This window comes from Mycobacterium paraterrae, from assembly GCF_022430545.2.
Lineage (GTDB): Bacteria > Actinomycetota > Actinomycetes > Mycobacteriales > Mycobacteriaceae > Mycobacterium > Mycobacterium paraterrae.
The window spans coordinates 835,134-856,660 of the sequence record NZ_CP092488.2 but is presented as its reverse complement, the minus strand read 5'-3'; the positions used below and the strand labels follow the sequence as shown (position 1 = coordinate 856,660).

At 67.0% G+C, this 21,527-nt stretch carries 23 protein-coding genes and 1 tRNA gene; 8 read left to right on the top strand and 16 right to left on the bottom strand.

The window, feature by feature from the left end; translation table 11 throughout:
* Positions 1–95 precede the first annotated feature (95 nt).
* The gene (locus MKK62_RS03965; protein WP_240262313.1) at positions 96–1,235 is read right to left on the bottom strand and encodes an FAD-dependent monooxygenase; all 1,140 of its coding nucleotides are present in this window, start codon (positions 1,233–1,235) and stop codon (positions 96–98) included.
* Positions 1,236–1,336: 101 nt separating this feature from the next.
* Here MKK62_RS03965 and MKK62_RS03960 point away from each other — a divergent pair, with 101 nt between their 5' ends.
* Entirely contained in the window at positions 1,337–1,888 is a 552-nt protein-coding gene (locus tag MKK62_RS03960) for a TetR/AcrR family transcriptional regulator (RefSeq protein WP_240262314.1), read from the top strand.
* Here the strand turns inward: MKK62_RS03960 and MKK62_RS03955 are convergent.
* Both MKK62_RS03955 and MKK62_RS03950 read right to left on the bottom strand, forming a co-directional pair.
* A complete protein-coding gene (locus MKK62_RS03955; RefSeq protein WP_240262315.1) occupies positions 1,874–3,358 on the bottom strand; it encodes a carboxyl transferase domain-containing protein in 1,485 nt (494 codons plus the stop codon). The genes MKK62_RS03960 and MKK62_RS03955 overlap by 15 nt on opposite strands.
* On the bottom strand, positions 3,355–4,956 hold the full coding sequence (locus MKK62_RS03950; RefSeq protein ID WP_240262316.1) for an arylsulfatase: 1,602 nt from the start codon (positions 4,954–4,956) through the stop codon (positions 3,355–3,357). Before MKK62_RS03950 ends, MKK62_RS03955 begins: the two co-directional genes overlap by 4 nt.
* Positions 4,957–5,113: 157 nt before the next feature.
* Between MKK62_RS03950 and MKK62_RS03945 the strand changes: the two genes are divergently transcribed.
* Genes MKK62_RS03945 through MKK62_RS03925 form a run of 5 tightly spaced genes read left to right on the top strand, consistent with a single transcriptional unit; the run spans position 5,114 to position 8,063 of the window.
* The gene (locus tag MKK62_RS03945) at positions 5,114–5,845 is read left to right on the top strand and encodes an enoyl-CoA hydratase (protein ID WP_240262317.1); all 732 of its coding nucleotides are present in this window, start codon (positions 5,114–5,116) and stop codon (positions 5,843–5,845) included.
* A 4-nt stretch (positions 5,846–5,849) separates the two neighbouring features.
* Positions 5,850–6,974, top strand: coding sequence for an MBL fold metallo-hydrolase (locus tag MKK62_RS03940; protein WP_240262318.1), 1,125 nt, complete (start codon positions 5,850–5,852; stop codon positions 6,972–6,974).
* A gap of 22 nt (positions 6,975–6,996) precedes the next feature.
* On the top strand, positions 6,997–7,170 hold the full coding sequence (locus tag MKK62_RS03935; protein ID WP_240263833.1) for an antitoxin: 174 nt from the start codon (positions 6,997–6,999) through the stop codon (positions 7,168–7,170).
* Positions 7,171–7,182: 12 nt separating this feature from the next.
* The gene (locus tag MKK62_RS03930; protein WP_240262319.1) at positions 7,183–7,620 is read left to right on the top strand and encodes a type II toxin-antitoxin system Rv0910 family toxin; all 438 of its coding nucleotides are present in this window, start codon (positions 7,183–7,185) and stop codon (positions 7,618–7,620) included.
* A gap of 26 nt (positions 7,621–7,646) precedes the next feature.
* On the top strand, positions 7,647–8,063 hold the full coding sequence (locus MKK62_RS03925) for a hypothetical protein (protein WP_240262320.1): 417 nt from the start codon (positions 7,647–7,649) through the stop codon (positions 8,061–8,063).
* On the opposite strand, the gene MKK62_RS03920 is transcribed toward MKK62_RS03925, so the two are convergent.
* From MKK62_RS03920 to MKK62_RS03900, 5 genes are all read right to left on the bottom strand, one after another.
* Complete coding sequence (locus tag MKK62_RS03920) at positions 8,060–8,962, bottom strand: winged helix-turn-helix transcriptional regulator (RefSeq protein WP_240262321.1); 903 nt, start codon at positions 8,960–8,962, stop codon at positions 8,060–8,062. The genes MKK62_RS03925 and MKK62_RS03920 overlap by 4 nt on opposite strands.
* Entirely contained in the window at positions 8,952–10,442 is a 1,491-nt protein-coding gene (locus MKK62_RS03915) for a carotenoid oxygenase family protein (protein WP_240262322.1), read from the bottom strand. Before MKK62_RS03915 ends, MKK62_RS03920 begins: the two co-directional genes overlap by 11 nt.
* Positions 10,442–11,656 (bottom strand): acetyl-CoA acetyltransferase, encoded by a 1,215-nt coding sequence (locus tag MKK62_RS03910; protein WP_240262323.1) that lies wholly within the window; start codon positions 11,654–11,656, stop codon positions 10,442–10,444. Before MKK62_RS03910 ends, MKK62_RS03915 begins: the two co-directional genes overlap by 1 nt.
* Positions 11,657–11,836: 180 nt before the next feature.
* Positions 11,837–12,670, bottom strand: coding sequence for a sulfurtransferase (locus MKK62_RS03905; RefSeq protein WP_240263834.1), 834 nt, complete (start codon positions 12,668–12,670; stop codon positions 11,837–11,839).
* Complete coding sequence (locus MKK62_RS03900) at positions 12,667–13,047, bottom strand: hypothetical protein (RefSeq protein ID WP_240262324.1); 381 nt, start codon at positions 13,045–13,047, stop codon at positions 12,667–12,669. The genes MKK62_RS03905 and MKK62_RS03900 overlap by 4 nt, the downstream gene beginning before the upstream one ends.
* A 210-nt stretch (positions 13,048–13,257) precedes the next feature.
* On the opposite strand from MKK62_RS03900, the gene MKK62_RS03895 reads away from it, so the two are divergent.
* Positions 13,258–14,307 (top strand): hypothetical protein, encoded by a 1,050-nt coding sequence (locus MKK62_RS03895; protein WP_240262325.1) that lies wholly within the window; start codon positions 13,258–13,260, stop codon positions 14,305–14,307.
* Between the two features lie 6 nt (positions 14,308–14,313).
* On the opposite strand, the gene MKK62_RS03890 is transcribed toward MKK62_RS03895, so the two are convergent.
* The 6 genes from MKK62_RS03890 to MKK62_RS03865 all read right to left on the bottom strand — a co-directional run bounded on the left by MKK62_RS03890 (position 14,314) and on the right by MKK62_RS03865 (position 18,791).
* On the bottom strand, positions 14,314–15,249 hold the full coding sequence (locus MKK62_RS03890; protein WP_240262326.1) for a lysophospholipid acyltransferase family protein: 936 nt from the start codon (positions 15,247–15,249) through the stop codon (positions 14,314–14,316).
* Between the two features lie 44 nt (positions 15,250–15,293).
* Positions 15,294–15,366: transfer RNA gene (locus tag MKK62_RS03885), tRNA-Arg, on the bottom strand.
* A gap of 36 nt (positions 15,367–15,402) precedes the next feature.
* Entirely contained in the window at positions 15,403–16,419 is a 1,017-nt protein-coding gene (locus MKK62_RS03880) for a CobW family GTP-binding protein (RefSeq protein ID WP_240263835.1), read from the bottom strand.
* 4 nt (positions 16,420–16,423) lie between these two features.
* Complete coding sequence (locus tag MKK62_RS03875; RefSeq protein ID WP_240262327.1) at positions 16,424–16,915, bottom strand: hypothetical protein; 492 nt, start codon at positions 16,913–16,915, stop codon at positions 16,424–16,426.
* A gap of 25 nt (positions 16,916–16,940) precedes the next feature.
* Positions 16,941–17,759: a TIGR03621 family F420-dependent LLM class oxidoreductase gene (locus MKK62_RS03870; RefSeq protein WP_240262328.1), complete on the bottom strand. Its 819-nt coding sequence runs from the start codon at positions 17,757–17,759 to the stop codon at positions 16,941–16,943.
* Positions 17,760–17,786: 27 nt separating this feature from the next.
* Positions 17,787–18,791 carry a poly-gamma-glutamate hydrolase family protein gene (locus MKK62_RS03865; RefSeq protein WP_240263836.1) on the bottom strand — a complete coding sequence of 335 codons (1,005 nt, stop codon included), beginning with the start codon at positions 18,789–18,791 and terminating at the stop codon, positions 17,787–17,789.
* Positions 18,792–18,966: 175 nt separating this feature from the next.
* Between MKK62_RS03865 and MKK62_RS03860 the strand changes: the two genes are divergently transcribed.
* Entirely contained in the window at positions 18,967–19,185 is a 219-nt protein-coding gene (locus tag MKK62_RS03860; RefSeq protein WP_240262329.1) for a hypothetical protein, read from the top strand.
* Here MKK62_RS03860 and MKK62_RS03855 read toward each other — a convergent pair.
* Both MKK62_RS03855 and MKK62_RS03850 read right to left on the bottom strand, forming a co-directional pair.
* The gene (locus MKK62_RS03855) at positions 19,169–20,401 is read right to left on the bottom strand and encodes an Nramp family divalent metal transporter (RefSeq protein WP_240262330.1); all 1,233 of its coding nucleotides are present in this window, start codon (positions 20,399–20,401) and stop codon (positions 19,169–19,171) included. The genes MKK62_RS03860 and MKK62_RS03855 overlap by 17 nt on opposite strands.
* Positions 20,402–20,450: 49 nt before the next feature.
* Positions 20,451–21,527 (bottom strand): NAD(P)H-dependent amine dehydrogenase family protein, encoded by a 1,077-nt coding sequence (locus MKK62_RS03850; protein WP_240262331.1) that lies wholly within the window; start codon positions 21,525–21,527, stop codon positions 20,451–20,453.

Below are 21,527 nucleotides of genomic sequence, written 5' to 3'. Positions count from 1 at the left end.
TTAGCTGTGGGAGCCCTGACGGGAACCGCCGGGTGCCGGGCTCCGGTGGTAGCAGTCTCGCCGCAAAATGTGAAGCGTTGATCCGCCCCGCTCTATCAGCGGTAGACCAAACCCGACAGCCGCCAGGCCAGTTGGGTGCGTACCGGCGGAATGTGGGCTGCGATCCGCATGGCGACATTGCGCACCGGCCGAACCGCCCTGGGCATGGTGGACAACCTGGTCAGCCGTCCCGTCGTCGCCAGCACCTGCTGGGCTATCGGCCGTCGGCCGGCGCTGTAGACGTCCAGGACGTTGTCCGATTCACCGCGAAGAGCCTCAACCAGCGCGTCGTTCAGTGCCATGGCGTCCTGGATGCCGAGGTTCATGCCTTGTCCGCCGGCGGGGCTGTGCACGTGCGCGGCGTCGCCGGCCAACAGCACACGTCCGCGTCGGAAGGTGTCGGCCACTCGGTGATGGATGCGGAAGCGCGATCCCCACACCAGCTCGGTCGCGACGGTCCGCCCGGGCCCGAAGCCCCGGGCGTCGAGGACGCCCTGGACGAACTCGAGCGACGGCACCTCCGGAGCGTTCGCGCTGGGCGCCACGATGCGATGGATCCGTCCTGGCAGCGGCGCGAGCACCGTCAGGCCGTTCATCGCATAGAACAAGATCACTTCGTCGTCGGGCACTTCACCGGCCAGCCGGACGTCGGCCAGCGCGAACGACTCGGCGTATTCGCTTCCGGCGAACCCGATTCCAGCCCGCTCGCGAACCGTGCTGTGGCCGCCGTCGCAACCGACCACATACCGTGCCCGGACGGTGTCGCCGTCGGCGAAGGTGGCCGTGACGCCGTCGCGGTCCTGTGCAAGCCCGATCAGCTCCTTGGGGCGCAGTACGGCGCCGCCGAGTTCGGTGAGTCGCTCGGCGAGCATCGCCTCGGTGTCAGCCTGCGAGATCATCAGCGTGTACGGATAGGCGGTCGGCAGCCCGGTGAAATCGACCGGCATCAGGATCCGCGCTCCCTGCCTGACGGTGAACCGAGGGGACACGAGTCCCGCCTTGACCAATCGCCGCGACACGTCGACCCGTTCGAGCACCTCGAGGGTGCGGGCGTTGACCGCCGCGGCGCGCGAGGTGTGGGCCGCGGCGGGCTGCCGATCGACGAGGGCCACCTGCACGTCGTTCGAGATCAGGGCGGTGGCCAGCGCCAAGCCTGTCGGGCCGGCGCCGACGACGAGAACATCGACGTCGTTCATGGGATCCTCCATCTCCAAAGTCAACGCTTGTTGGCATCGCTGGTGACATCGTGCGCTGATCCGAAGATTCTGTCAACAGTTGTTGGCCTACAGTTGTTGGCATGCGGAGGAGTTCCGAGGACACCAAGGCGGCGATCCTGGCGGCGGCCCGTGAGCGTTTCAGCACGGCCGGATTCCAAGCCGCCACGATTCGCGCGATTGCGGCCGACGCCGGGATCGACCCGTCGATGGTGATGCGTTACTTCGGTAACAAGGACCAGCTGTTCGCCGCCGCAGCGGAATTCGACCTGAGGTTTCCCGATGTCACCGCCCTGGATCCCGCCCAGGTGGGCCGCACGCTGGTCGGCCATTTCCTCGAGCGATGGGAGGGCGATGAGGCGCTGGTGATCCTGCTGCGCTCCAGCGCCACCAACGCCGAAGCCGCGCAACGGATGCAGCACATCTTCTCGAGCCAGCTGCAGCCACAGGTTGCCCTACTAATACCGGCCGAGGAGTCGTTGACGCGATCGGGCCTGATCGCCACCCAAATACTCGGTTTGGCCTTATGCCGCTTCGTATTGCAGCTTCCCCCTGTCGTCGCCATGAGCCGTGAGGAGATCGTCGACTGGCTGGCCCCCACGATTCAGCGCTACCTCGGACTACCGGGAGGCTGAAGGCAGTCCGATGTCGCGATAGCGCCGCAGGCGGGCCGCCGTTCGCGCGGAGTCCGGCAGGCCGCGCAGTGCGGCCAGCTCGACGGCGATCGCGGCGGACAGTCGGGTGGAGAACTCGACCGGTTCGTCGGCGGCGTCGGGATGCTCGGGGACCACGGCGTCGACGATCCCCGAGGCCAGCAGATCGACCGATCGGATCCCTTGCGCCGCAGACAGTTCGGGCGCGTGGTCGGTGTCGCGGTAGACGATGGCGCTGGCGCCCTCGGGTGGCAGCGGCGCCAGCCAGCCGTGCAGCGCCGCCAGCACCCGGTCGGCGGGCACCATCGCCAGCGCCGGGCCGCCGCTGCCCTGGCCGAGCAGCACCGAGACGGTCGGGGTGTCGAGGGTGACCAGTTCGGCCAAGCAGTGCGCGATCTCGCCGGCCAGCCCGCCCTCCTCGGCCTCGGCCGACAGTGCTGGACCGGCGGTGTCGATCACCAGCACCAGCGGCAGCCGCAGACCGGCGGCCAGCATCATGCCGCGGCGGGCTTCGCGCAGCGCGGCGGGCCCGACCAGCCCGCCGGTGACGCGCTGCTGGCCGAGTAGGACCGCGGGCTGATCGTCGAACCGGGCCAGCGCCAGCAGCATCGTCGCGGCCTCGCCCTGCTCGTTCCTCGACAGCAGCACCTGGTCGGTGCATCCGTGGCGCAGCAGGTGCTGGATGCCGGGCCGGTCCGGCCGCCGCGACGCCAGCACCGAGTCCCAGGCCGGGATGTCGGGTAATGGTTCTGCGAGTGGCCGCTGCGGTGCCGAGCCCGGCTCGTCGGCGACGACGGTGAGCGCCCGGTCGACGATGTCGCGCAGCCCCTCCAGCGGCACGACGGCGTCGATCACGCCGTGACGCTCCAGGTTCTCTGCGGTTTGCACGCCGGTTGGGAACGGCTCGCCGTACAACTGCTCGTAGACCCGGGGGCCGAGGAAGCCGATCAGCGCGCCCGGCTGCGCGAAGGTGAGGTGGCCGAGTGAGCCCCAGGACGCGAACACCCCACCGGTGGTCGGGTGTCGGAGATAGACCAGGTACGGGAAGTGGGCCTGCTTGTGCAGGGTGACGGCCGCGGCGATCTTGACCATCTGCAGAAAGGCGACCGTGCCTTCCTGCATGCGCGTACCGCCCGAGCACGGGGACGCCAGCAGGGGCAGCCGTTCGGCGGTTGCGCGCTGGATCGCGACGGTGATCCGTTCGGCGGCGGCGACCCCGATCGATCCGGCCAGGAAGTCGAACTCGCAGACCACGACCGCCACGCGACGGCCGAACACGCGGCCCTCGCCGGTCAGCACCGATTCGTCGTAGCCACTGCGGGCGTGTGCGTCGGTCAGCTCACGCGAATACGTTTCACTCGTCGGGATCGCCAGCGGCTCGGTGTCCCAGCTGACGAAGGAACCGTCGTCGAGTATGGCCTCGCGCAGCTGGTCGGTCCCGATCCGCTTCACTCCGCTGCTGCCTCGAAGAACGTGAGGGGGTCCAGGACGACACCGGTCTCGTCGACGTAGCGATCCCACAGGCGCAGCAATTCGGCGAGCTTGTCGGGGTGAGAGGCCGCGAGATCGTCGATTTCGCCGGGATCACCGGCGAGGTCGTAGAGCTGCCAGTCCCCCGAGCCGTACGGCTGGGGAAGGTGCACGGCCTTCCAGTTACCCTGCCGAATCGCCCTGCGGCCGAACAACTCCCATCCGGTTCCCACCGCGTCGTCATGCACCGACTCGGACTCGCCCGACAGGTACGGCACCAGCGACCGTCCGCGCATCGGGGCGATCTCGCGGCCGCGGTATTCGGTTCCCGGGTGGGTGACCCCGGCCAGTTCGAGGACGGTGGGGGCGACGTCCATGACGGTGCTGAACGCGGTGCCGATCTGTTGCTGCCGGTCGAAGCCCGGCCAGGTCGCGAAGCCGACCACACGGATCCCGCCTTCAGTGGTGAACGCTTTGTGCAGCCGGGACGGCGCCGTCGCGGCCTGTGCCCAGCGCGGTCCGTACCACATGAACGAGTCGGGGGCACCGATGTTGTCGAGGCTGTTGTCCAGGTTCCGCTCGATTTCGCCGGCGATCGCACCACCGAGGATCGGCATCGCCTCGACGATCGCACCCTCGGCACCGTTGTCGGACATGAAGATCACCACGGTGTTGTCGAGCTCGCCGGTCTGGCTCAGGTAGTCGACCACCTTGCCGATGTTGTAGTCCATCCGGTCGACCATGGCGGCGTAGACCTCCATGGCCCGCGCCGACAGGGCCCGCTGGTCGGCGGTCATCTCGTCCCACTCTGGTTCGCTGTCGGGCACCACCGGGTGAGGAACGACGTCGGGCGGGCACAGTCCGAGCCGCTTGAGCGCGGCCAGCCGCTCGTCGCGCAGCGCGTCCGGGCCGGCGTCGTAGCGGCCGCGGTATTTGGCGATGGTGTCCGCGGGCGCCTGCAGCGGCCAGTGCGGGGCCTGGAAGGGCAGGTAGGCGAAAAACGACCGGTCGTCGTCGTGCGGGCGCTCACCCAGATACCGCAGCAGGGTGTCGGCGTAGAAGTCCGACGAATAGAAGTCCTCGCCGACGGAGACGAACTGGCCGTCTTCGGCGTACCGCGACATGGCGGGCAGCAGGTCACCGGGCACGACCCCGTAATGGCTTGCGCCGCCGGGCAATAACGCAAAGCTTCGGTCGAAGCCGCGGGCTGAGGGCGTCCGGTCGAGGGTATTGCCGAGATGCCACTTGCCCGCCATCAACGTGTGGTAGCCCGCGTCACGCAGCAATTCCGGCAGCGCGACGACCCGGTCGTTGAGGTAACCCTCGTAGCCCGGTGGAGGCGTGAAGCCGGGCGGCGTGACCTCCAGCATGGTGCCGATGCCGGCGATGTGGTGATCGGTTCCGGTCAGCAACATCGACCGGGTGGGGGAGCAGGCCGGTGCGGAATGGAAGTCGGTGAACCGGATTCCCGCGTGAGCCAGTCGGTCCAGGTTCGGCGTCTCGATCTCGCCACCGAAAGCGCCGATGTCGGAGAACCCGAGGTCGTCCGCCACAATCACCAGGAAGTTGGGCCTCGTCACGGGGAAGCATCCTGTCAGGTCTGTCCGTCCAAGGGAACGTCTCGGCTACCGCCGATTCGGCAGGCTTTCCGAAGGCTAATAGGCTTAGCGTCGTGATTCGCGCCGACGACCGTGCTATGCGCCGCTGGAGCGGCGCCAATGAGGAGGAGCGGCGCCCGTGATAGGTGTTACCCGCGTCGACAACGTGCTGACCATTGAATTGCAGCGCCCCGAACGGCGCAATGCGCTCAATTCTCAGCTCGTCGAGGAATTGCGTGAGGCCATCGAGAAGGCCGCAGGTGACGACGTCCGTGCTGTCGTGCTCACCGGGCAGGGCACGGTGTTCTGCGCCGGCGCCGACCTCAGCGGTGACGCGTTCGCCGCGGACTATCCCGACCGCCTGATCGAATTGCACAAGGCGCTCGACGCCGCGCCGCTCCCGGTGGTCGGCGCGATCAACGGTCCGGCGATCGGCGCGGGGCTGCAGCTGGCGATGCAGTGCGACCTTCGCGTGGTCGCGCCCGAGGCGTTTTTCCAGTTCCCGACGTCGAAATACGGTTTGGCGCTGGACAACTGGAGCATTCACCGACTGTCGTCGCTGGTGGGCCATGGCCGCGCCCGGGCGATGCTGCTGACTGCGGAGAAGTTGAGCGCCGAGACGGCCCTGCAGACCGGGATGGCCAACCGGATCGGGACTTTGGCCGACGCGCAGGCGTGGGCGGCCGAGATCGCCGGTCTGGCACCACTGGCCCTGCAGCACGCCAAGCGCGTGCTCAACGACGACGGCTCGATCGAGGAACCGTCACCGGTGCAGAAGGAATTGTTCGACAAGGCATGGGGTAGTCAGGACGTGATCGAAGCTCAGGTCGCGCGGGTAGAGAAGCGGCCGCCTAAGTTCCGGGGAGCCTAATCGGATGCTGCGCGGGGCGCTGCGACTGGCAGTGGGGACGGTCTCGCTCGCCACTGGCGGGTGGGTGCTGCGAGCTTTGCACGGCACTCCTGCTGCGCTCGGTGCCCAGCCGGCCGACATTCGCGGTGTTGCCGAGCGCTCACCGAACTTCCGTGACGGTGTGTTCGTCAACCTCGAGCCGGCCTCGTTCAATCTCGACACCGAGGAACAGCGCAACATCCTGTGGGAGTTGATCACTGGTCGCGCCGCGGCACGGCCCGCCGTCGATATCCCGCTGATCACTCCCGAGCCCCGCACCTTCGACGCTCCGGCAGGCCGCGTCGCGGTCAGCTGGTTCGGTCACTCGACCGCGCTCCTGGAGATCGACGGCTACCGAGTGCTCACCGACCCGGTGTGGAGCCAACGCTGTTCGCCCTCGGACGTGATCGGGCCGGGTCGTATGCACCCGCCGCCAGTGCCGCTCGAGTCGTTGCCCGCGCTGGACGCGATCGTGGTCAGCCACGACCACTACGACCACCTGGACATCGACACGATCATCGGGCTGGCCCGCAGCCAGTGGGCCCCGTTCGTCGTTCCGCTCGGCGTCGGATCACACCTGCGCGAGTGGGGCATCCCCGACGACCGCATCGTCGAACTCGACTGGAACGAGCGCACCCAGATCGACGAGCTCACCCTGATCTGCACGCCGGCTCGTCATTTCTCCGGCCGCTTCCTCAACCGCAACAACACACTGTGGGCGTCATGGGCAATCATCGGCCCGGCGCACCGCGCATTCTTCGGCGGCGACACCGGCTATACCAAGAGCTTTGCCGAAATCGGTTCTGAACATGGGCCTTTCGACGTCACCCTGATGCCGGTCGGCGCCTACAACAAGCAGTGGCCCGACATTCACATGAATCCCGAGGACGCGGTTCGGGCGCACCTGGACGTCAACGGCGGGCTGTTGGTGCCGATCCACTGGTGCACCTTCCGGTTGGCGCCGCACCCCTGGGCCGAGCCCATCGAGCGATTGCTCACGGCTGCGGACGCCGCGCACGTCAAGGTCGCGGTACCCAAGCCGGGTGGGCGCGTAGAACCCACGGACGCAATAGAATTCGAGCCGTGGTGGCGGCTCGACGAATCCCCGTAATACCCGAAGAAAAGGACACATGATGGGATTCCTGGACAAGGCGAAGGATCTGCTGGCCCAGAACGCCGACACGGTGAATTCGGCGATCGAGAAGGCGGGTGACTTCGTCGACGAGAAGACCGACGGCAAGTTCGCCGGCGTCGTCGACCAGGCGCAAGAGGCAGCGAAGAACGCGTTGAAAGACAAGGGCGAGTAGCAGAAGCGAACTATGGCAAAGCTTTCCGGATCCATCGATGTCCCGCTGTCGCCCGAGCAAGCCTGGGAGGCCGCATCCGACCTGTCCCGCTTCAAGGAGTGGCTGACCATCCACCGGGTGTGGCGCAGCAAGCTGCCCGACACGCTGGAGAAGGGCACGGTGATCGAGTCGATCGTCGAAGTCAAGGGCATGCCCAACCGCATCAGCTGGACGATCGTGCATTACAAACCGCCGGAGTCCATGACTCTCAACGGGGTCGGCGTCGGTGGCGTCAAGGTGAAGTTGTTGGCCAAGGTCAAACCCAACGGCGATCAGTCGGTGGTCAGCTTCGACGTGCACCTGGGCGGACCGGCGTTGTTCGGGCCGATCGGCATGATCGTCGCCGCCGCGCTGAAGACTGACATCAACGAGTCACTGCGGAAATTTGTGACGGTGTTCGCCCCGGCCTGACCGGCCTCAGCGGCTACTGTCGCAGTATGTTCCGCCCACGCCCCGGTTGGATGGTCGCGCTGTCCGCCACCGCGGTGTGGGTGAGCGTGTGGCTTCCGTGGTTGACCACCGAAACCGGCGGCGGCGGGCGCGCCAGCGCGATCGGTGGCAGCATCGGCAGCCTGCACGTGCCGCATGGGTTCGGGCCCGGCCAGTTGATCGTCGTGCTGTCGTCGGTATTGTTGGTGACAGGCGCGATGGTCGGTCGCGGCTTGTCGGTGCGGACGGCATCGATTGCCGCGTTGACGATTTCGATGGTGGTGGGGGCGCTGATCCTGCGCTACTACTCGGTCAACGTGAAGCCGCCGGTGTCGGCGACTTACGGGCTGTACGTCGGCGGCGTCGCGGCCGGCGCGGCGGTGTTGTGCTCAGCGTGGGCCCTCGCTGCGGCGCTGCGCCGCTAGTCGATGCGAACGTCGGCGCCCTTCAACAGCCCGGCGCACTGGTCGCAGGTCAACTGACCGACAAACGGTTCGCCGCAACCAAGATGGGTCAGCAGCACGGCAGGGCCTTCCGGCGCGTGGAACCAGCGTTGCCCGCACTGCAAGGCGGCAATGATGACCGGGAAGAACGCCCGCCCCTTCTCCGTGAGCTGATAGCTGCCTTCCCTCGAGGTGCGCATCACCCCGTTTGCGCAGAACGTCTGCAATCGACCGGACAGCAGCGACGGCGGCGCCCCGAGTTGGGTATGGAACTCCGAGAAGCGGCCGGTGCCCAAGAATGCGCACACCAACAGCGAAGCAGCCCAGCGGTTTCCCAATACACTCATCGTCTCGGGGAACAATCCGGCCTGGCCGGCGGTCGACCTGCGCCGGGTCGTGCCCTCGGGTACCGAGCGCAGCCACGACCCGCTCGGGCCCCAGCGGGCCGCCACCTGCTTTTCGTCGACCGCGCCGCCGCAGGCTAGACAGGTCAACGCCGGCGCAAAGAGGTTGCCGCACTGCGTGTGCCGCATGTTCGGCAGCGAACGAACGTGGTCGGTCACCCAGCGGCGTTCCCACTCCCAGATCGACAGCAGTACCGGCCAGAACGCTCGCCCGCGCTGGGTGACCAGGTACTCGGCCCGCACCGGCCGCGTCTGGTACTCGCTGCGCGCCAGTAGCCCACTGTCGGTGAGCGCGCGTAACCGGTTGGCCAGCACGGTATTAGAGATCGGCAACCGCTGGATGAACTCGCCGTACCTGGTCGCACCGAGCAGCGCCTGTTGGATGATCAGCAGCGTCCATTCGTCACCGAGCAGCCCCAGGATGCGGCCGACTGCGTTGGTTCCGCCGGGCGGGAGGATCGTCGGCTCAGACGTCATGCCAGCGGCGCAGTTGTGCAGCGGCCGCCCAGGTGGCATGCGTTCCGCTGGAAACCCGTTCGGGCAACGCGAGTTTGCACACCGGGCCGTCACTGAACCGGGCGGCGTCGAAGACCACGCAGTAGGAGGCGTCGGCATTCATGTCGGTGGTCAGCGTGATCAGGTAGCCGTCGTCTTCGCCGGTGGCATTCGGCCGCGGGGCCATTGCCGCCTCACTGCCGAAGACGCCGTCGGCGAAGCGGTAGTGCTGTTCACCGCCGGTCCGCAGATCGTGTTTGACCAGACCGTCGAACAGGAACCAGCCTGGTTTGCCGGTGGCTGCGTAGGTGAATCGGTAGCTGGTAGCCGCGTATTCGGGATTGATCGTGCCGAATTCGGTGATCGACTCGGACAACTGCTCCTCTTTGGCTTCACCGGTGACCAGGTTGAACCGCCAGCGGTGCAGACGGGTCTGCAGACGGTCCAGTGCCAGGAAGCGAAACAGCTTGTCCCACCTGTCTCCACCGGTGTCCGCTGGTTGCGGAGCGCCTTCGTAGAACCCGTCGAGCACGACCTCGTCACCGTCTTCGTAGGCGTTGGTGAAGTGCAGGACGAACGTGGGGTCGGCCTCGAACCAGCGGATATCGCTGCTGCCACCGCGGCGCGGCACCACCGCGAAGCGGGACGGCATATCGGCGTAGAACCGCGGCAGGTGGACATTCTGCGCGAGCAGGTCGGGATCCCAGAACAACGGGAAATCGTTGAGGATCGCGTAATTCTCGGTGAAGGCCATGTCATGCGGCAGACGCGGACCTGGCAGCGCGATGTCGATGTAGTGGGCCAGGTCGTTGTTCTCGTCGACGACGCCGTAATGCATGTACGGCGCCTGCTTGCTGTAGTTGAAGAACAGCAGCTCCCCGGTTTTCGGGTCGACCTTGGGGTGGGCGGACACACCCCAGTCAGTGGGGAAGTGCCCATTCCACGTTTCGGTGCCCAGCGTCTCGGCCGACAACGGGTCGACCCGGTAGAGGTCACCGCACTGGTAGAAACTGGTCAGCGCGACTCCCCGGTGCACGATCACGTCGGTGCTCGACGCGTCCTTCATCCGCGTCCGCGCCCCGCAGCCACCGTCGCGCCGAGCCAGCTGGACCGGCTCGGCGAGGCCCGGCCACAGCGGGCCGCCCGCCTCGTTCTCGGCAAGGAAGCCGTTGGTGCGGACAAAGCGGTTGCGGTAGAACGCCTTTCCGTCGCGGAAGCCGACGATGTGCAGCATGCCGTCGCCGTCGAACGGGTGATAGGTCTTCAGCGCCGGGTGCAGCGGGTTCTCGGTGTTGCGCAGATACACCCCGTCGAGGTCGCGGGGGATCTCGCCTTCGACGGCGACCAGATCGTCGGCGTCCCACTCGCTGGTCTGCGGTCGCCAGGGTCCGGTGCGGTAGGGGTGGTCGTCGTCCTCGGGCAGTGTCGACAGGAATTTGGCAACGAGCTCGACGTCGGCCATCAGCTCGCCACCTCCTCGACAACGAAGCTGACGGTGGTGGCCGTGCTGCCGCCGAAATTCAGCGTGGCAAAGGTTGTGGCGTTCTCGACCTGGTAATCACCGGCCATGCCGCTGACTTGCTTGGCGGCGTCGACGAGCATTCGGATGCCCGAGGCACCGACCGGGTGGCCGCCGCCGATCAAGCCGCCGCTGGGGTTGATCGGCAGCCGTCCGCCGATCTCGATCTCGCCGTTCTCGATGGCCTTCCACGACTCGCCCGGGCCGGTCAGGCCGATGTGGTCAATGGCCAAATACTCACTGGGAGTGAAGCAGTCGTGGACCTCGATGCCGTGCAGGTCGTCAAGAGTTGCGTGGGCGCGGCGCAAGGCGTCGAGCATGGCGGCGCGCACATGTGGCATCACGTAGGGGTCGTTCGCAGTGCGGTCGAGTTTCTGTTGGAGGCCGAGCCCGACGGTGCGGTGGCCCCAGCCGGCGATGCGGGCAATCGGTCGTGCGCCGGGATGGTCACGAAGGTAGGCATCGTTGACCAGGACAAGTCCGGCGCCGCCGTCGGTCATCTGACTGCAGTCGAATCGGCGGAGCCGTCCCTCGATCAGCGGGTTGGTCTCGCCGTCGTCGATGGGATCCGGCACTGTCCATTCTCTGGTCTGCGCGTTCGGGTTTCGGCGCGCGTTGCCGAAGTTGACCTGCGCGATCCCTCGCAGGTGCGCCTCGTCGATGCCGTAACGGCGGTCGTATTCGTCGGCGACCGTGGCGAACATCGACGGCCAGAGAAACGTCGCGTCGGCGCCCTCGTGTCCGGTCCACGCGGCGGCGCCGAGGTGACGCGCCGCGGTGTCGCCGGGCACGGTCTTCTCCAGCTCGACGCCCAGGACCAGCGCGGTGTCGTAGTTGCCCGCTCGCAGATCCGCCATCGCGGCGAGCGCCGCCACGCTGCCCGAGGCGCAGGCCGCTTCGTGGCGCGACGCCGGGGTGTTCCACAGGCCGTCGCAGACGGTCGCCGGCATCGCACCGAGATGACCCTGCGCGGCGAACATTTCACCGAACGCGTTGGCCACGTGGACGACTCCGATGTCCGCGGCGTCGATCTCGGCCGCGGTGAGAGTGGCGTCGACCACTTCCCGGGTCAGATCCGCGAAGTCGCGACCTTCCCGGCGGAAATTGCGAGCGAAATCGCTCTGGTAACCGCCGAGGACCCAGACACCGACGTCCATGCTCGGCACGCTACTACAACTAAAAGAGTGACGGGCTCAGAAGCACTATTTCAGGCGGTCCCACCAGCTCTCGGCTGAACCGGCAGGACCTGAGCAGCCACGTCGGTCGACCAACGTGTCCGCCTCCGTACGCGCATTGCCCCCGATGCCACCGGACAAACCTGTTTCCGCGGAACCGGACTAGTCATCTCCGCGCGCGACGGGGTTGTCGGAATCGGAACTCCACTGCGACCACGAGCCGGGGAACAGCGCGGCGCGATAACCGGCGGCGGCGAGCGCGGCGACGGTGACCGCCGCCGTCACGCCGGAGCCGCAGTACGCACCAATCCTGGTGTCGTCCACGTCGCGGTCGGCAAGCAGTCCGGCGATCGCATCATGTGCCAGGAATGTGCCGTCGGGGTTCAACATGGCGCTGCTGGGCAGATTGGTGGCGCCGGGGATGTGGCCGGCCACTGGGTCGATCGGCTCGATCTCGCCCCGGAAGCGTTCCGGCGCACGGGCATCCAAGAGGTCGACCTCGCCGACTTGTTGCGCGGTCAACGTGGGCAACGCGCCGTCGTAGAGGTCCTGGTGCGTGACGGTCGCGTTTCCCGGGGGCGGCTCGACCGGGTCAGTGGACAGGTCGCGGCCGACGGATCGCCATGCGGCCAAACCGCCGTCGAGGATGCATACGTCGGCAATGCCGGCGGCCGTCAGCACCCACCAGGCCCTGGCCGAGCCGGCGCGGTTCCAGTCGTCGTAGACGACGGTCGGCACGCCGTCGCGAATGCCCCAGCGCCGCGCCGCGGCCTCGATGCTGCGCCCCGACGGCAACGGGTGGCGTCCTCTCCCGACAGTGGAGTGGTCGCTGAGTTCGTCCTCGAGGGAGACGTAGACCGCACCAGGAAGGTGGCCGCGCTGATACGCCGCCCGACCGTCGGGCTCGTCGATTCGCCAGCGGACGTCGAGGATGGCGACGCGCTGGCCGGCATCGATCAGGCGAGCCAGTTGGGTGGCGGAGATCAGCACGCTTATGGCTTGAACCCCAGGTCATGCAGTGCGTCGACGCAGCCCGCCAGCCAGTCGTTCACATTCGGGGGCGCCGATCCACCCTTGATCTCCACCTGGCAGGCCGACAACGCGGTGTATCCGCTTCTCATCTCGCTCGCGAGATAGGCGTGGTTCTGCGGGATCGCGAAGAAGTCATGCTCGGACTTGTAACCGTCCTTGTACGACGAGCTGTTGACGTTGGCGGGCGGTGGGGCGGGCGGTGCTGCCGGGCCGGGCGCGTTGGTGGCCGGCCCGTGCGGGCAACCAGTGGCCGGGCACTGCGGCGGGTCGGCCAGCGCGAGCGGCGCAAAGCCGCAAGCGGCGACCGCTACGGATGCGGCGACAAGGACACGGTGGATCATGATGCGAATCATGTCATGCGCCGACTCGAACGCAGGCTGAAACGACTCTAAGAAACCAGCAAGCTATCGCTTGTTACCTCAATGGGCGCCGTGGCCGCCGAAACATCTTCACATAGAACGGATTTGACAGGGATTTCACATCGGCTACATGGGTTTGCTGTTAGCCTGAGCAAACTCGGCGATCGGCCGCCGGTTCACGAGAGGACAACCATGGTGAACGTCCGTCGGTTCGGTCAGGTGTGCGTGCTGGCGTTCGGTATGGGTGTCGGAGCGGCGGTGGCATCCGCGTCGGGGGTGGCCGGGGCCGACTCGTCGACCGACTGGCTGGCATCAGTCGACAGTCTGCTGAGCGGCGCGACGCTGCCGGCAGCGTCGTCGGGTCTGGATCTGGCCTTCTCCTACGACGGCTTCACGCTCATCCAGGAGGGCAGCGCTACCGCACACACCGCCACTGGGGAATACGGCCTGGCGATCGCCGCGGGCAGCGGCGCTTACGCCTACGCCGGCGGCGGCCTCGGCAATTTCGCCGAAGCGCAGGGCGTCAATGCTCACGCCGTTGCCGGCGGGTTACCGGGCGACACCAACGCGAACTTCGACACCGCCATCGACATCGGCAACAACGACCTGCCGTCGACGGGCGCGGCCGACGGAGCCTACGCCGGGAACGGCGACTTGGGCGGTGGCTCCGGCACGGGTTCCTACGACACGGCCATCGACATCGGCAACAACACCAACGGAGCCAGCGGCGGCGGCAACGAAGGCGCGTTTGCCGGCGCAGGTGGATTGGGCGGAGTCTCCGGAGACGGCAACCACGATTTCGCGATCGACCTCGGGAACAACAGCGGCCTGTTCGACGGCGCCGACGCGCTGGGCGGCAGCAACAACGTCGCCAGCCAGGTCGGCACCATCACCGGCTACGACGAAGGAGTTTTTGCCGGCTTCGGCGGTGACAACAACGTCGCGATCAGCAACGCCAACTACAGCGGCGAGTACTTCGGCACCTACGCGGAGTTGGGCAACAACAATTACGCTTCCGTATTCGGACCGGAGAACAGCCAGGCCGTCGCCTTCGAGGGTGATCACAACGTCGCGGTCGTCCTTGACCCGTTCGGCTCGGAGGGCAGTTACGCCGACTCCGGCTACGGTTTCAGCAACGACGTGACCGAAGTCCTGTTCGCCCACGGCACGACCGCCGCGGTGACCGCCGACAACGTCTACGACATCCTCACCGCGCTCGGTCACCTGACCGGGACGTTGTGAAACCCGTCAGCCGAACACCGGCAGCGCGCGCTTGCGGGCCAGCGCATCCATGCCGCTCTGAATGCTGCCCTGCACCTCGAGATACTTGCGGTGCACGTAGTCGTCGTCCTCGGCGCGCTCCGGATCGTGATCGACCTCGACCGGGGGCATGAACCGGGTTCGGATCTTGGCCGGCAACGGGAACTGCGGCAGCGCGGCCGGCGCGATGCCCCAAGGGAGTGAAATCGCGAGAGGAAACACCTTGAGGCGCAACACCTTGTCGAGTCGCAGAGCCTTCGACAGCCGGTCGCCTCGGATCAACACAGGCATGGCGTCGGCGCCGCCGACTGTCGCGATCGGGACGATCGGGACGCCCGCGCGAATGGCCATCTTCACGAACCCTGTGCGCCCGGCGAGGTTGGCCTTGTCGCGTTCGCGCCACGGGCGTAGCGAATCCACCTCGCCGCCTGGCCACAGCGCCACGTCGTGCCCTTCGGCCAGCGCGGTCGCGATGGCGTCAGGCGCGGCGGGCAGCACTCCCATCGAACGGAAGAACTGACCGAACCCCGGGATGGCCATCAGCGCGTCGTGGGCCGTGCCGTGCAGGATGCGTTCGTCGCCGAACTTCCGCCACCACTGCACGCCGACCGTCCAGGCGTCCCATACGAACGGCGCGCCCGAGTGGATGCCGATGAGCAGTGCAGGAGGCTCCCCGACGTTCTCCCAGCCGTCGATCTCCATGCGAAACCAGTAATCCATCAACGCATTCCAGAAGAACTTCTGGACGTGTAGTGCGGACTCGTCCGGACCGCTGAGGTCCCATTCGCCCGCTCGCTCGGCGACCCAACCGCTGACGCCGCCGGATTGACTTTCACGGCGTTCGTCCATGGTGGCGCGGGCCTGTTCGGCGTGCTTCTGTGCCTGCTGACGCAACTCGGGCGTCCTGTGATCGGTCTCACTCACGCCGGGCGGGGTACCCGTTTCGTCGTCGCGCAATCGCGAGTTTGTGCCCCCGGCAGGATTCGAACCTGCGACACCGGCTTTAGGAGAGCCGTGCTCTATCCCCTGAGCTACGGGGGCGGAAATCAGGGTTAAACCTACATGGTCGCCGGTGCGTTACAGGCTGTGGCGAAGGTATCGACGAAGTCGGTGAACGTCGGCCAGGGTCGGCGGCTCCACGCCGGGTCGCAGCGCCGCGTCGAGCCGCTTGCGCACGTCGTCGCTGTCGAGGTGCATCCCGATCGCGACCAGGAAGTTGGCGGCGGCTCCGCGCGGCGCATTCGCAATATGGATGGTCGGCCCGACGAGGTTGACCGCGAAGTTGGGTGTGCCTCGGCCGTAGCGCATCTTCACAACACCCTTGAGCCGGTACACCCCCTCGGGTGGGTCCTCGAGGAGGTCGAGCAGGGCTCCGGGGTGGACCTCGCCGTCGGCGGTCACCGTCACCGAGTCGGCGTGTGCGTGGTCGTGGTCGTCGTGAGCAACCTCGTCGACCAGCAGTTCGCGCAGCGAGAGTTGGCCGGGTTCGTCGTCCGATCCGGCGACGTCATAGAGCAGCCGGGGGTCGATCTGCCCGGCCACCGCCCCGACCACGGTCGCGCGGGGATTCTGCCGGTGTACCCGGTCGGCCACCCGTTCGACCATCGCGGTGCGATCAACGACGGGAAGTTGGTCGAGCTTGTTGACCACGACGAGGGACGCGGCGCGGTAGCGGGCGGGCAGTACCTCGCCGGTGTCGACGACGTCGAAATGCGTTGCGGCATCCACGACGTCGACGAGCCCGCCGTACCGAAGGCCGGTCACCTTGCTGAAGCCGATGATGCGGGACACGATCAGCGGGTCGGCCAGACCGCTGGCCTCGACGATGACGGCGTCGAGATTGAGCCGCGGATCGGCGAGCTTGCTGAGCGCGTCGTCGATGCCACCGTCGTCGGGCATACAGCAGATGCAACCACCGGCAATCGATACCGGCTCGTCGATCTGCCCGGCCACCAGCATGGCGTCGACGTTGAGCTCGCCGAAGTCGTTGATTACGACGCCGATTCGCGCACCGGGGCTGCGAAGCACGTGGTTGAGCAGCGTCGTCTTGCCGGCACCGAGGTAACCGGTCAGGCAGATGACGGGGATCGCCAGGGTCTTAGATCCAGACCAGTAACCGCGGGCTGCCGGGCGTATCGCGCGGGAAGGCGATCGGCTCGTCGATGCCGTCGAGTTTGAGGCGCACCTCCGCCGCGTCGGCCGAGACGGCCAGAATCGTGCCGACGGCGTAGTGGCGTTCGTCTTCCCATTTGACCGTCGCATGCTGCCCGAGGTGTTGCACCGCAAGCTCTTCGGGTGCGACCTCGGTCGGTTGCGGCGGCAGCGCCGTTACCCCGTCGTGCACCTCGTCGGCAACCCGTGAGGGTCCGGCATCGTCGGCCCACGCGTTCTCGTCGCCGAAGTATTCGCCGTCGTCACCGTCGTGCTTCAGCCGCCCGAGCGCTGCTGGTGCGTCCGGGCCGTCTTCGTCGTCGATCCAGAGCCGCCAGCCCGGGGGTGGCGGCGGCCACGCCGGGTCCGGTGACCAGTCCGGGTGCGGCGCCCAGCCCTTGGGGGGCTTTGGCCAGTTGGGGGGCGGGTTGTAGCGCATCAAACCACCATACGGAATCGGGCCGTCAGCGGACTTCGGCGATCACTTTTGCGATCGTGTCGACGTGGTTTTCCTGGAAGGTGAACGACGTCAACCCGTACTTCTCGCGGTAGCCGAGCAGGGTGTCGGCGATACCGCGCGGTGATCCCGCCAGCACTGAGGGCAGAGCGAGCAGCTGCTCGTCGGACAGGTCGACGAATCGGCGGGTCAGCGCGAGGTCGGGTTGTTCCGAGTCGCCGGACGGGACGGCGGTGATTGCGAGGTTCAGCTCGAGATCGGCGAACCGTTCGCCCGCGGCGTTGCGGACGAAGTCGACGCGCTCGGCCAGCGGGTCGGCGGCGTCACCGGAGCTCGCGCCGGTCAACCCGATGATGTCGGCATGCTGGGCCGCGATCGTCAGCAGCCGATTTCCGTTGCCCGCGATCAGGATTGGCACGGTCGGCAGGTGTTTTTTCATGTACACGGTGACGTGCTGGAGGTAGTCGACACGCTCCCGCGCGGTGGGGTACGGCAGCTCGGCTGCCTCGAATTCCTCACGCACGTATCCGGCGCCGAGGCCGAGGTCGAGTCGTCCGCCGCTGAGCTGGTCGACTTCGCCGGCGTCACGTGCGAGCAGGGCGGGCTTGTAGAACCCGGCGTTGAGCACATAGGTACCCAGCCGCACTCGCGACGTCGCCGACGCGATGGCAGTCAGGACCGGAAAGGGTGCCGGAGCGCCGAGGTGATCGGGCAGGTGCAAGGCGTCGAAGCCAAGGTCCTCGTAGCGCTTCACCTTGTCCCGTAAGGCGGGCAGCGACTTGGCCGCGTGAATGCCCAGCGAAAACCGTAAGTCCTTGTCGGCCATCGGCCACCTCCGATTGTGTTGTCAGATCTATTGCCACGAACGCGCCGCGGCCGCCAGGCCCCGCACCAGATCGGCCGTCACCGGCGACAATCCGTCGGCGCCGGGCAACGGGCTGCGGGGGCTGATGCCCCTGACCCGGATCGGCAGCTCCAATTGGGTTCCGCCGTAACGGGTCTGGTTCACCGGGTTTTGCGGATGCAGGCCGCGCAGCTCGGGCGGTATCTCGTCGATGTCGGTGACGACGCGATAGCCGGGGAGCCGCAGGTGCCCGGCGACGTGGGCGGCCAGCGCGCGATTGCCGCCACCGGCCAGCAGTTGTGTGGCGCGGCCGATCCGCCCGTAGCCGTGCAATGACACCGCGACGTCGACGTGGTCCAGGAACTCCGCCAGTCGCGGGGACTCTTCGCGAACGTAGCGCGCCGACGCGAGGTGGTGTGGATACCGATCAGGATGCCGGACCACATACACCGACGCGCCGGCTTCGTCGGCGGCACGCTCGGCGATCACATCGGTCATCTGTTCCAGGCCGCCGCCATGAATCGCCAGGAAGCCGAAGCGTGACCGGAGCCGGCTGTCCTCGACTACCTCGTCGTCGGCGAGCAGTTCGGAAAACGATTGCGGTGCGGGCGTTTCCGGCCGTGGTCGCGGGCGTGGCCACCGCGCGGGATCCCATCGGCGCAGGAAGTCGATCCAGTGCCGCGGCAGGCCGTGATGCTCCGCTCCGTCGATGATGCGTTCCAGGTAGCCCGGTCGCGGCGGCCCGAGGTTCACCCGGGGGTCGATGTAGACCCAGGCCTCCGCGGGCCCCTCTTCGGTCTGCACGGTCACCTCGTCACGGCGGTAGCGCACCGGTACGCCTTCGGCACTGTCCAGCGCCGTCAGGTCGTGGTCGGACACGTCCCAGACGACGCCGTGCACCGAGGTGCCTTGCAACGGTTCGACGGTGGCCACCCCGCGCTGATTGATCAGCCAGTCGTGGTCGGCGAGCACGGCCCGCCGCGGATTCACGGCCTCGGGACACCGCCGCGCCATCTGGTGCACGCACAGGTTGGACCCATATGCGAAATAGGAATGACGGCGCCGCTGCGTCACGACGTCGATGTTAGCCGAGCGAAATATCTACTTCGCTGCGAACGACGTCTGAGCGCAAGGTTAAATCCGTGAGTCGTGGCGCGAATGCGACGGCCCGAGGTGAAAAGATCGGTCGATGAGCGGCATGAACCACGGCGGCACCCGAGACCGGGCCACCATCGAGCGTGAATTGCGAGTGCTGGCAGGCGTTCGTGATGCGCACCGCGAGCGCGGCGGTGATATGCCGTCGACCGATCAGATGGACGCCCTGCTCGACGAACTCATCGAACTGGGTAGCGGCGGGAAACACCGCAAGTACGACGACTCCGACGCTCGCCCTAGCCTTTGGCGCTGACCGTCAGGTAGATCAGCACGACGTTGAGCAGGCTGATCAGCGTGCCGATCACCCAGCCGAGGGCCGTGGTGACGCGGTGATTGACGTCGTCTCCCATCAGCGCGCGGCTGCTGGTCAGCCGGACCAGCGGAAGCAGCGCGAACGGGATTCCGAACGAGAGAACGACTTGAGAAAGCACCAGCGTGCGCGTCGGATCGAATCCCAAACCCAGGATCAACAACGCCGGCGCCAATGTCACCAGCCTGCGCCACACCATCGGGATCGAGCGGTGCATCAGACCCTGCATGATCATTGCTCCGGCGTAGGCGCCGACGGAGGCGGACGCCAGCCCCGAGGCCAGTAAGCCGACCGCGAAGAGGGCGGCGATGACCGGGCTTACGGTGTCGCGCACGGCCGCGTAGGCCACCTCGATCGAGCTGATGTCGCCGTGCCCGCGCATGTTCAGTGCGGCGACGAGCAGCATGGCCGCGTTCACCCCGCCCGCGACGACCATTGCCAACCCGACGTCTACCCGGGTGATGCGCAGCAACAGGCGCCTCTCCTCCCCGGCGTCGGGATGGCCGTGTCGGTCACGGGCGAGCCCGGAGTGCAGATACACCGCGTGGGGCATCACCGTGGCGCCCAGGATGGCGGCGGCCAGCAGCACACTTTCCTTACCGTGGAAGCCCGGGATCAGGCCACCGACCACGTCACCCGGCGGCGGCGTCGACACGAAAAAGCTTGCGGTGAATCCGATTGCGATCAACATCAGCAGCCCGGTGATGACGCGCTCGAAGATCTGCTGTCCGCGCTGGTCCTGCACGCGCAACAGCAGCAGCGACACGACGCCGGTGAGCGCTCCACCCAGCAGTAACGGCAGCGCGAACAGGATGTGTAGCGCGATCGCCCCGCCGATCACCTCAGCGACATCGGTGGCCATTGCGACGACCTCGGCCTGCAGCCAAAACGTCAGCCTGACAGGGCGATTCAGCTTGTCCCCAATCGCCTCGGGCAGGGTCCGGCCGGTGACCAGCCCGAGCTTGGCCGACAGGTACTGCACCAGGCCGGCCATGATGTTGGCCAGCACGATGACCCACAGCAGCGAGAAGCCGAACTGCGAGCCCGCGCTGATGTTCGCGGCGACGTTACCCGGGTCGACGTAGGCAATGGCTGCGACGAAGGCAGGGCCGAGCAGATACCACCCGGTCTTCAACCGGGCGCGGGTAACCGAGGCCACCTAACTCACTTTCGTTCGACGAATAGAAAAGTTAGGTTAGCCGAAACCGTCAGGCGGGTGCGTAGAGGCCGCGACCGGTGATCAGCGGCAGGTCCAGCGTGGTGCGGATTCCGGCGGGCGCGGCCACGACGGCTGGAATCGCGTTGACGACACGCATCGCCGTCGCGACCAGGCCGGCATGGTTGTGGTCACCGTTGGGACTGCTCAGGCATACGTCGACCGCGTACGAGGGCTCACCGGTGATCTCGATCCGGTAGCAGCCACCGGGCTGGGCCGGCTGCGGCCACTCCGGGCAGAGGTCTTCGCGCAAGCGGGTGACGTGTTCGAGAACGACGGCGGGGTGGCCGTCCTTGATGCCCTGCACCTCGAATCTCAGCGCTGCGGCGCTGCCCTTCGGGATGTGTCCGGACGCGATGTCGAAGTCCTCGGGAGCGGGGACGCGTTCTTGTTTCTCGGTGACCGAGTCGAGTTCGACACCCAGGCCGGCCGCGAGCTGGCGCACCACCGAGCCCCATGCCAGGCTCAGCACGCCGGGTTGCAGCAGCATCGGAATCTCGTCGAGCGGTTTACCGAAGCCCATCACGTCGAACATGACTGTCGCGCTGTCGTAGGTGGCGTAGTCGACGATCTCCATGCAGCGGATCTGCTGAACACTCTGGCACGTGCCGGCCAGCGCCAGGGGGATCAAGTCGTTGGCGAACCCGGGGTCGATCCCGTTGACGAACAAGCTCGAATTGCCTGCTCGCGCAGCCTCTTCGATGGGCGTGAGCATGTTGTCGGGCAGCGTCTGCCAGGGGTACTGGAGAAAGACGGCGCTGCTGCCGACGATGTTGACGCCGGCGGCGAGGATGCGGCGGTAATCGTCGAGCGCGTCGGGTAGCCGGTTGTCGGCCATCGCGGTGTACACCGCGCACTGCGGCCCGGTGGCCAGCACGGCGTTCAGGTCGGTGGATGCCAGGATTCCGGTCGAAATATCAAGTCCGGCAAGCTCTCCGGCATCTTTGCCCGCTTTGGCTTCCGACGACACCCACACCCCGGTGAGTTCGTAGTCCGGGTTGGTGATCAGTGCCCTGAGCGCGTGAATGCCGACATTGCCGGTGCCGATGGCGGCGACCTTGATGGCCAT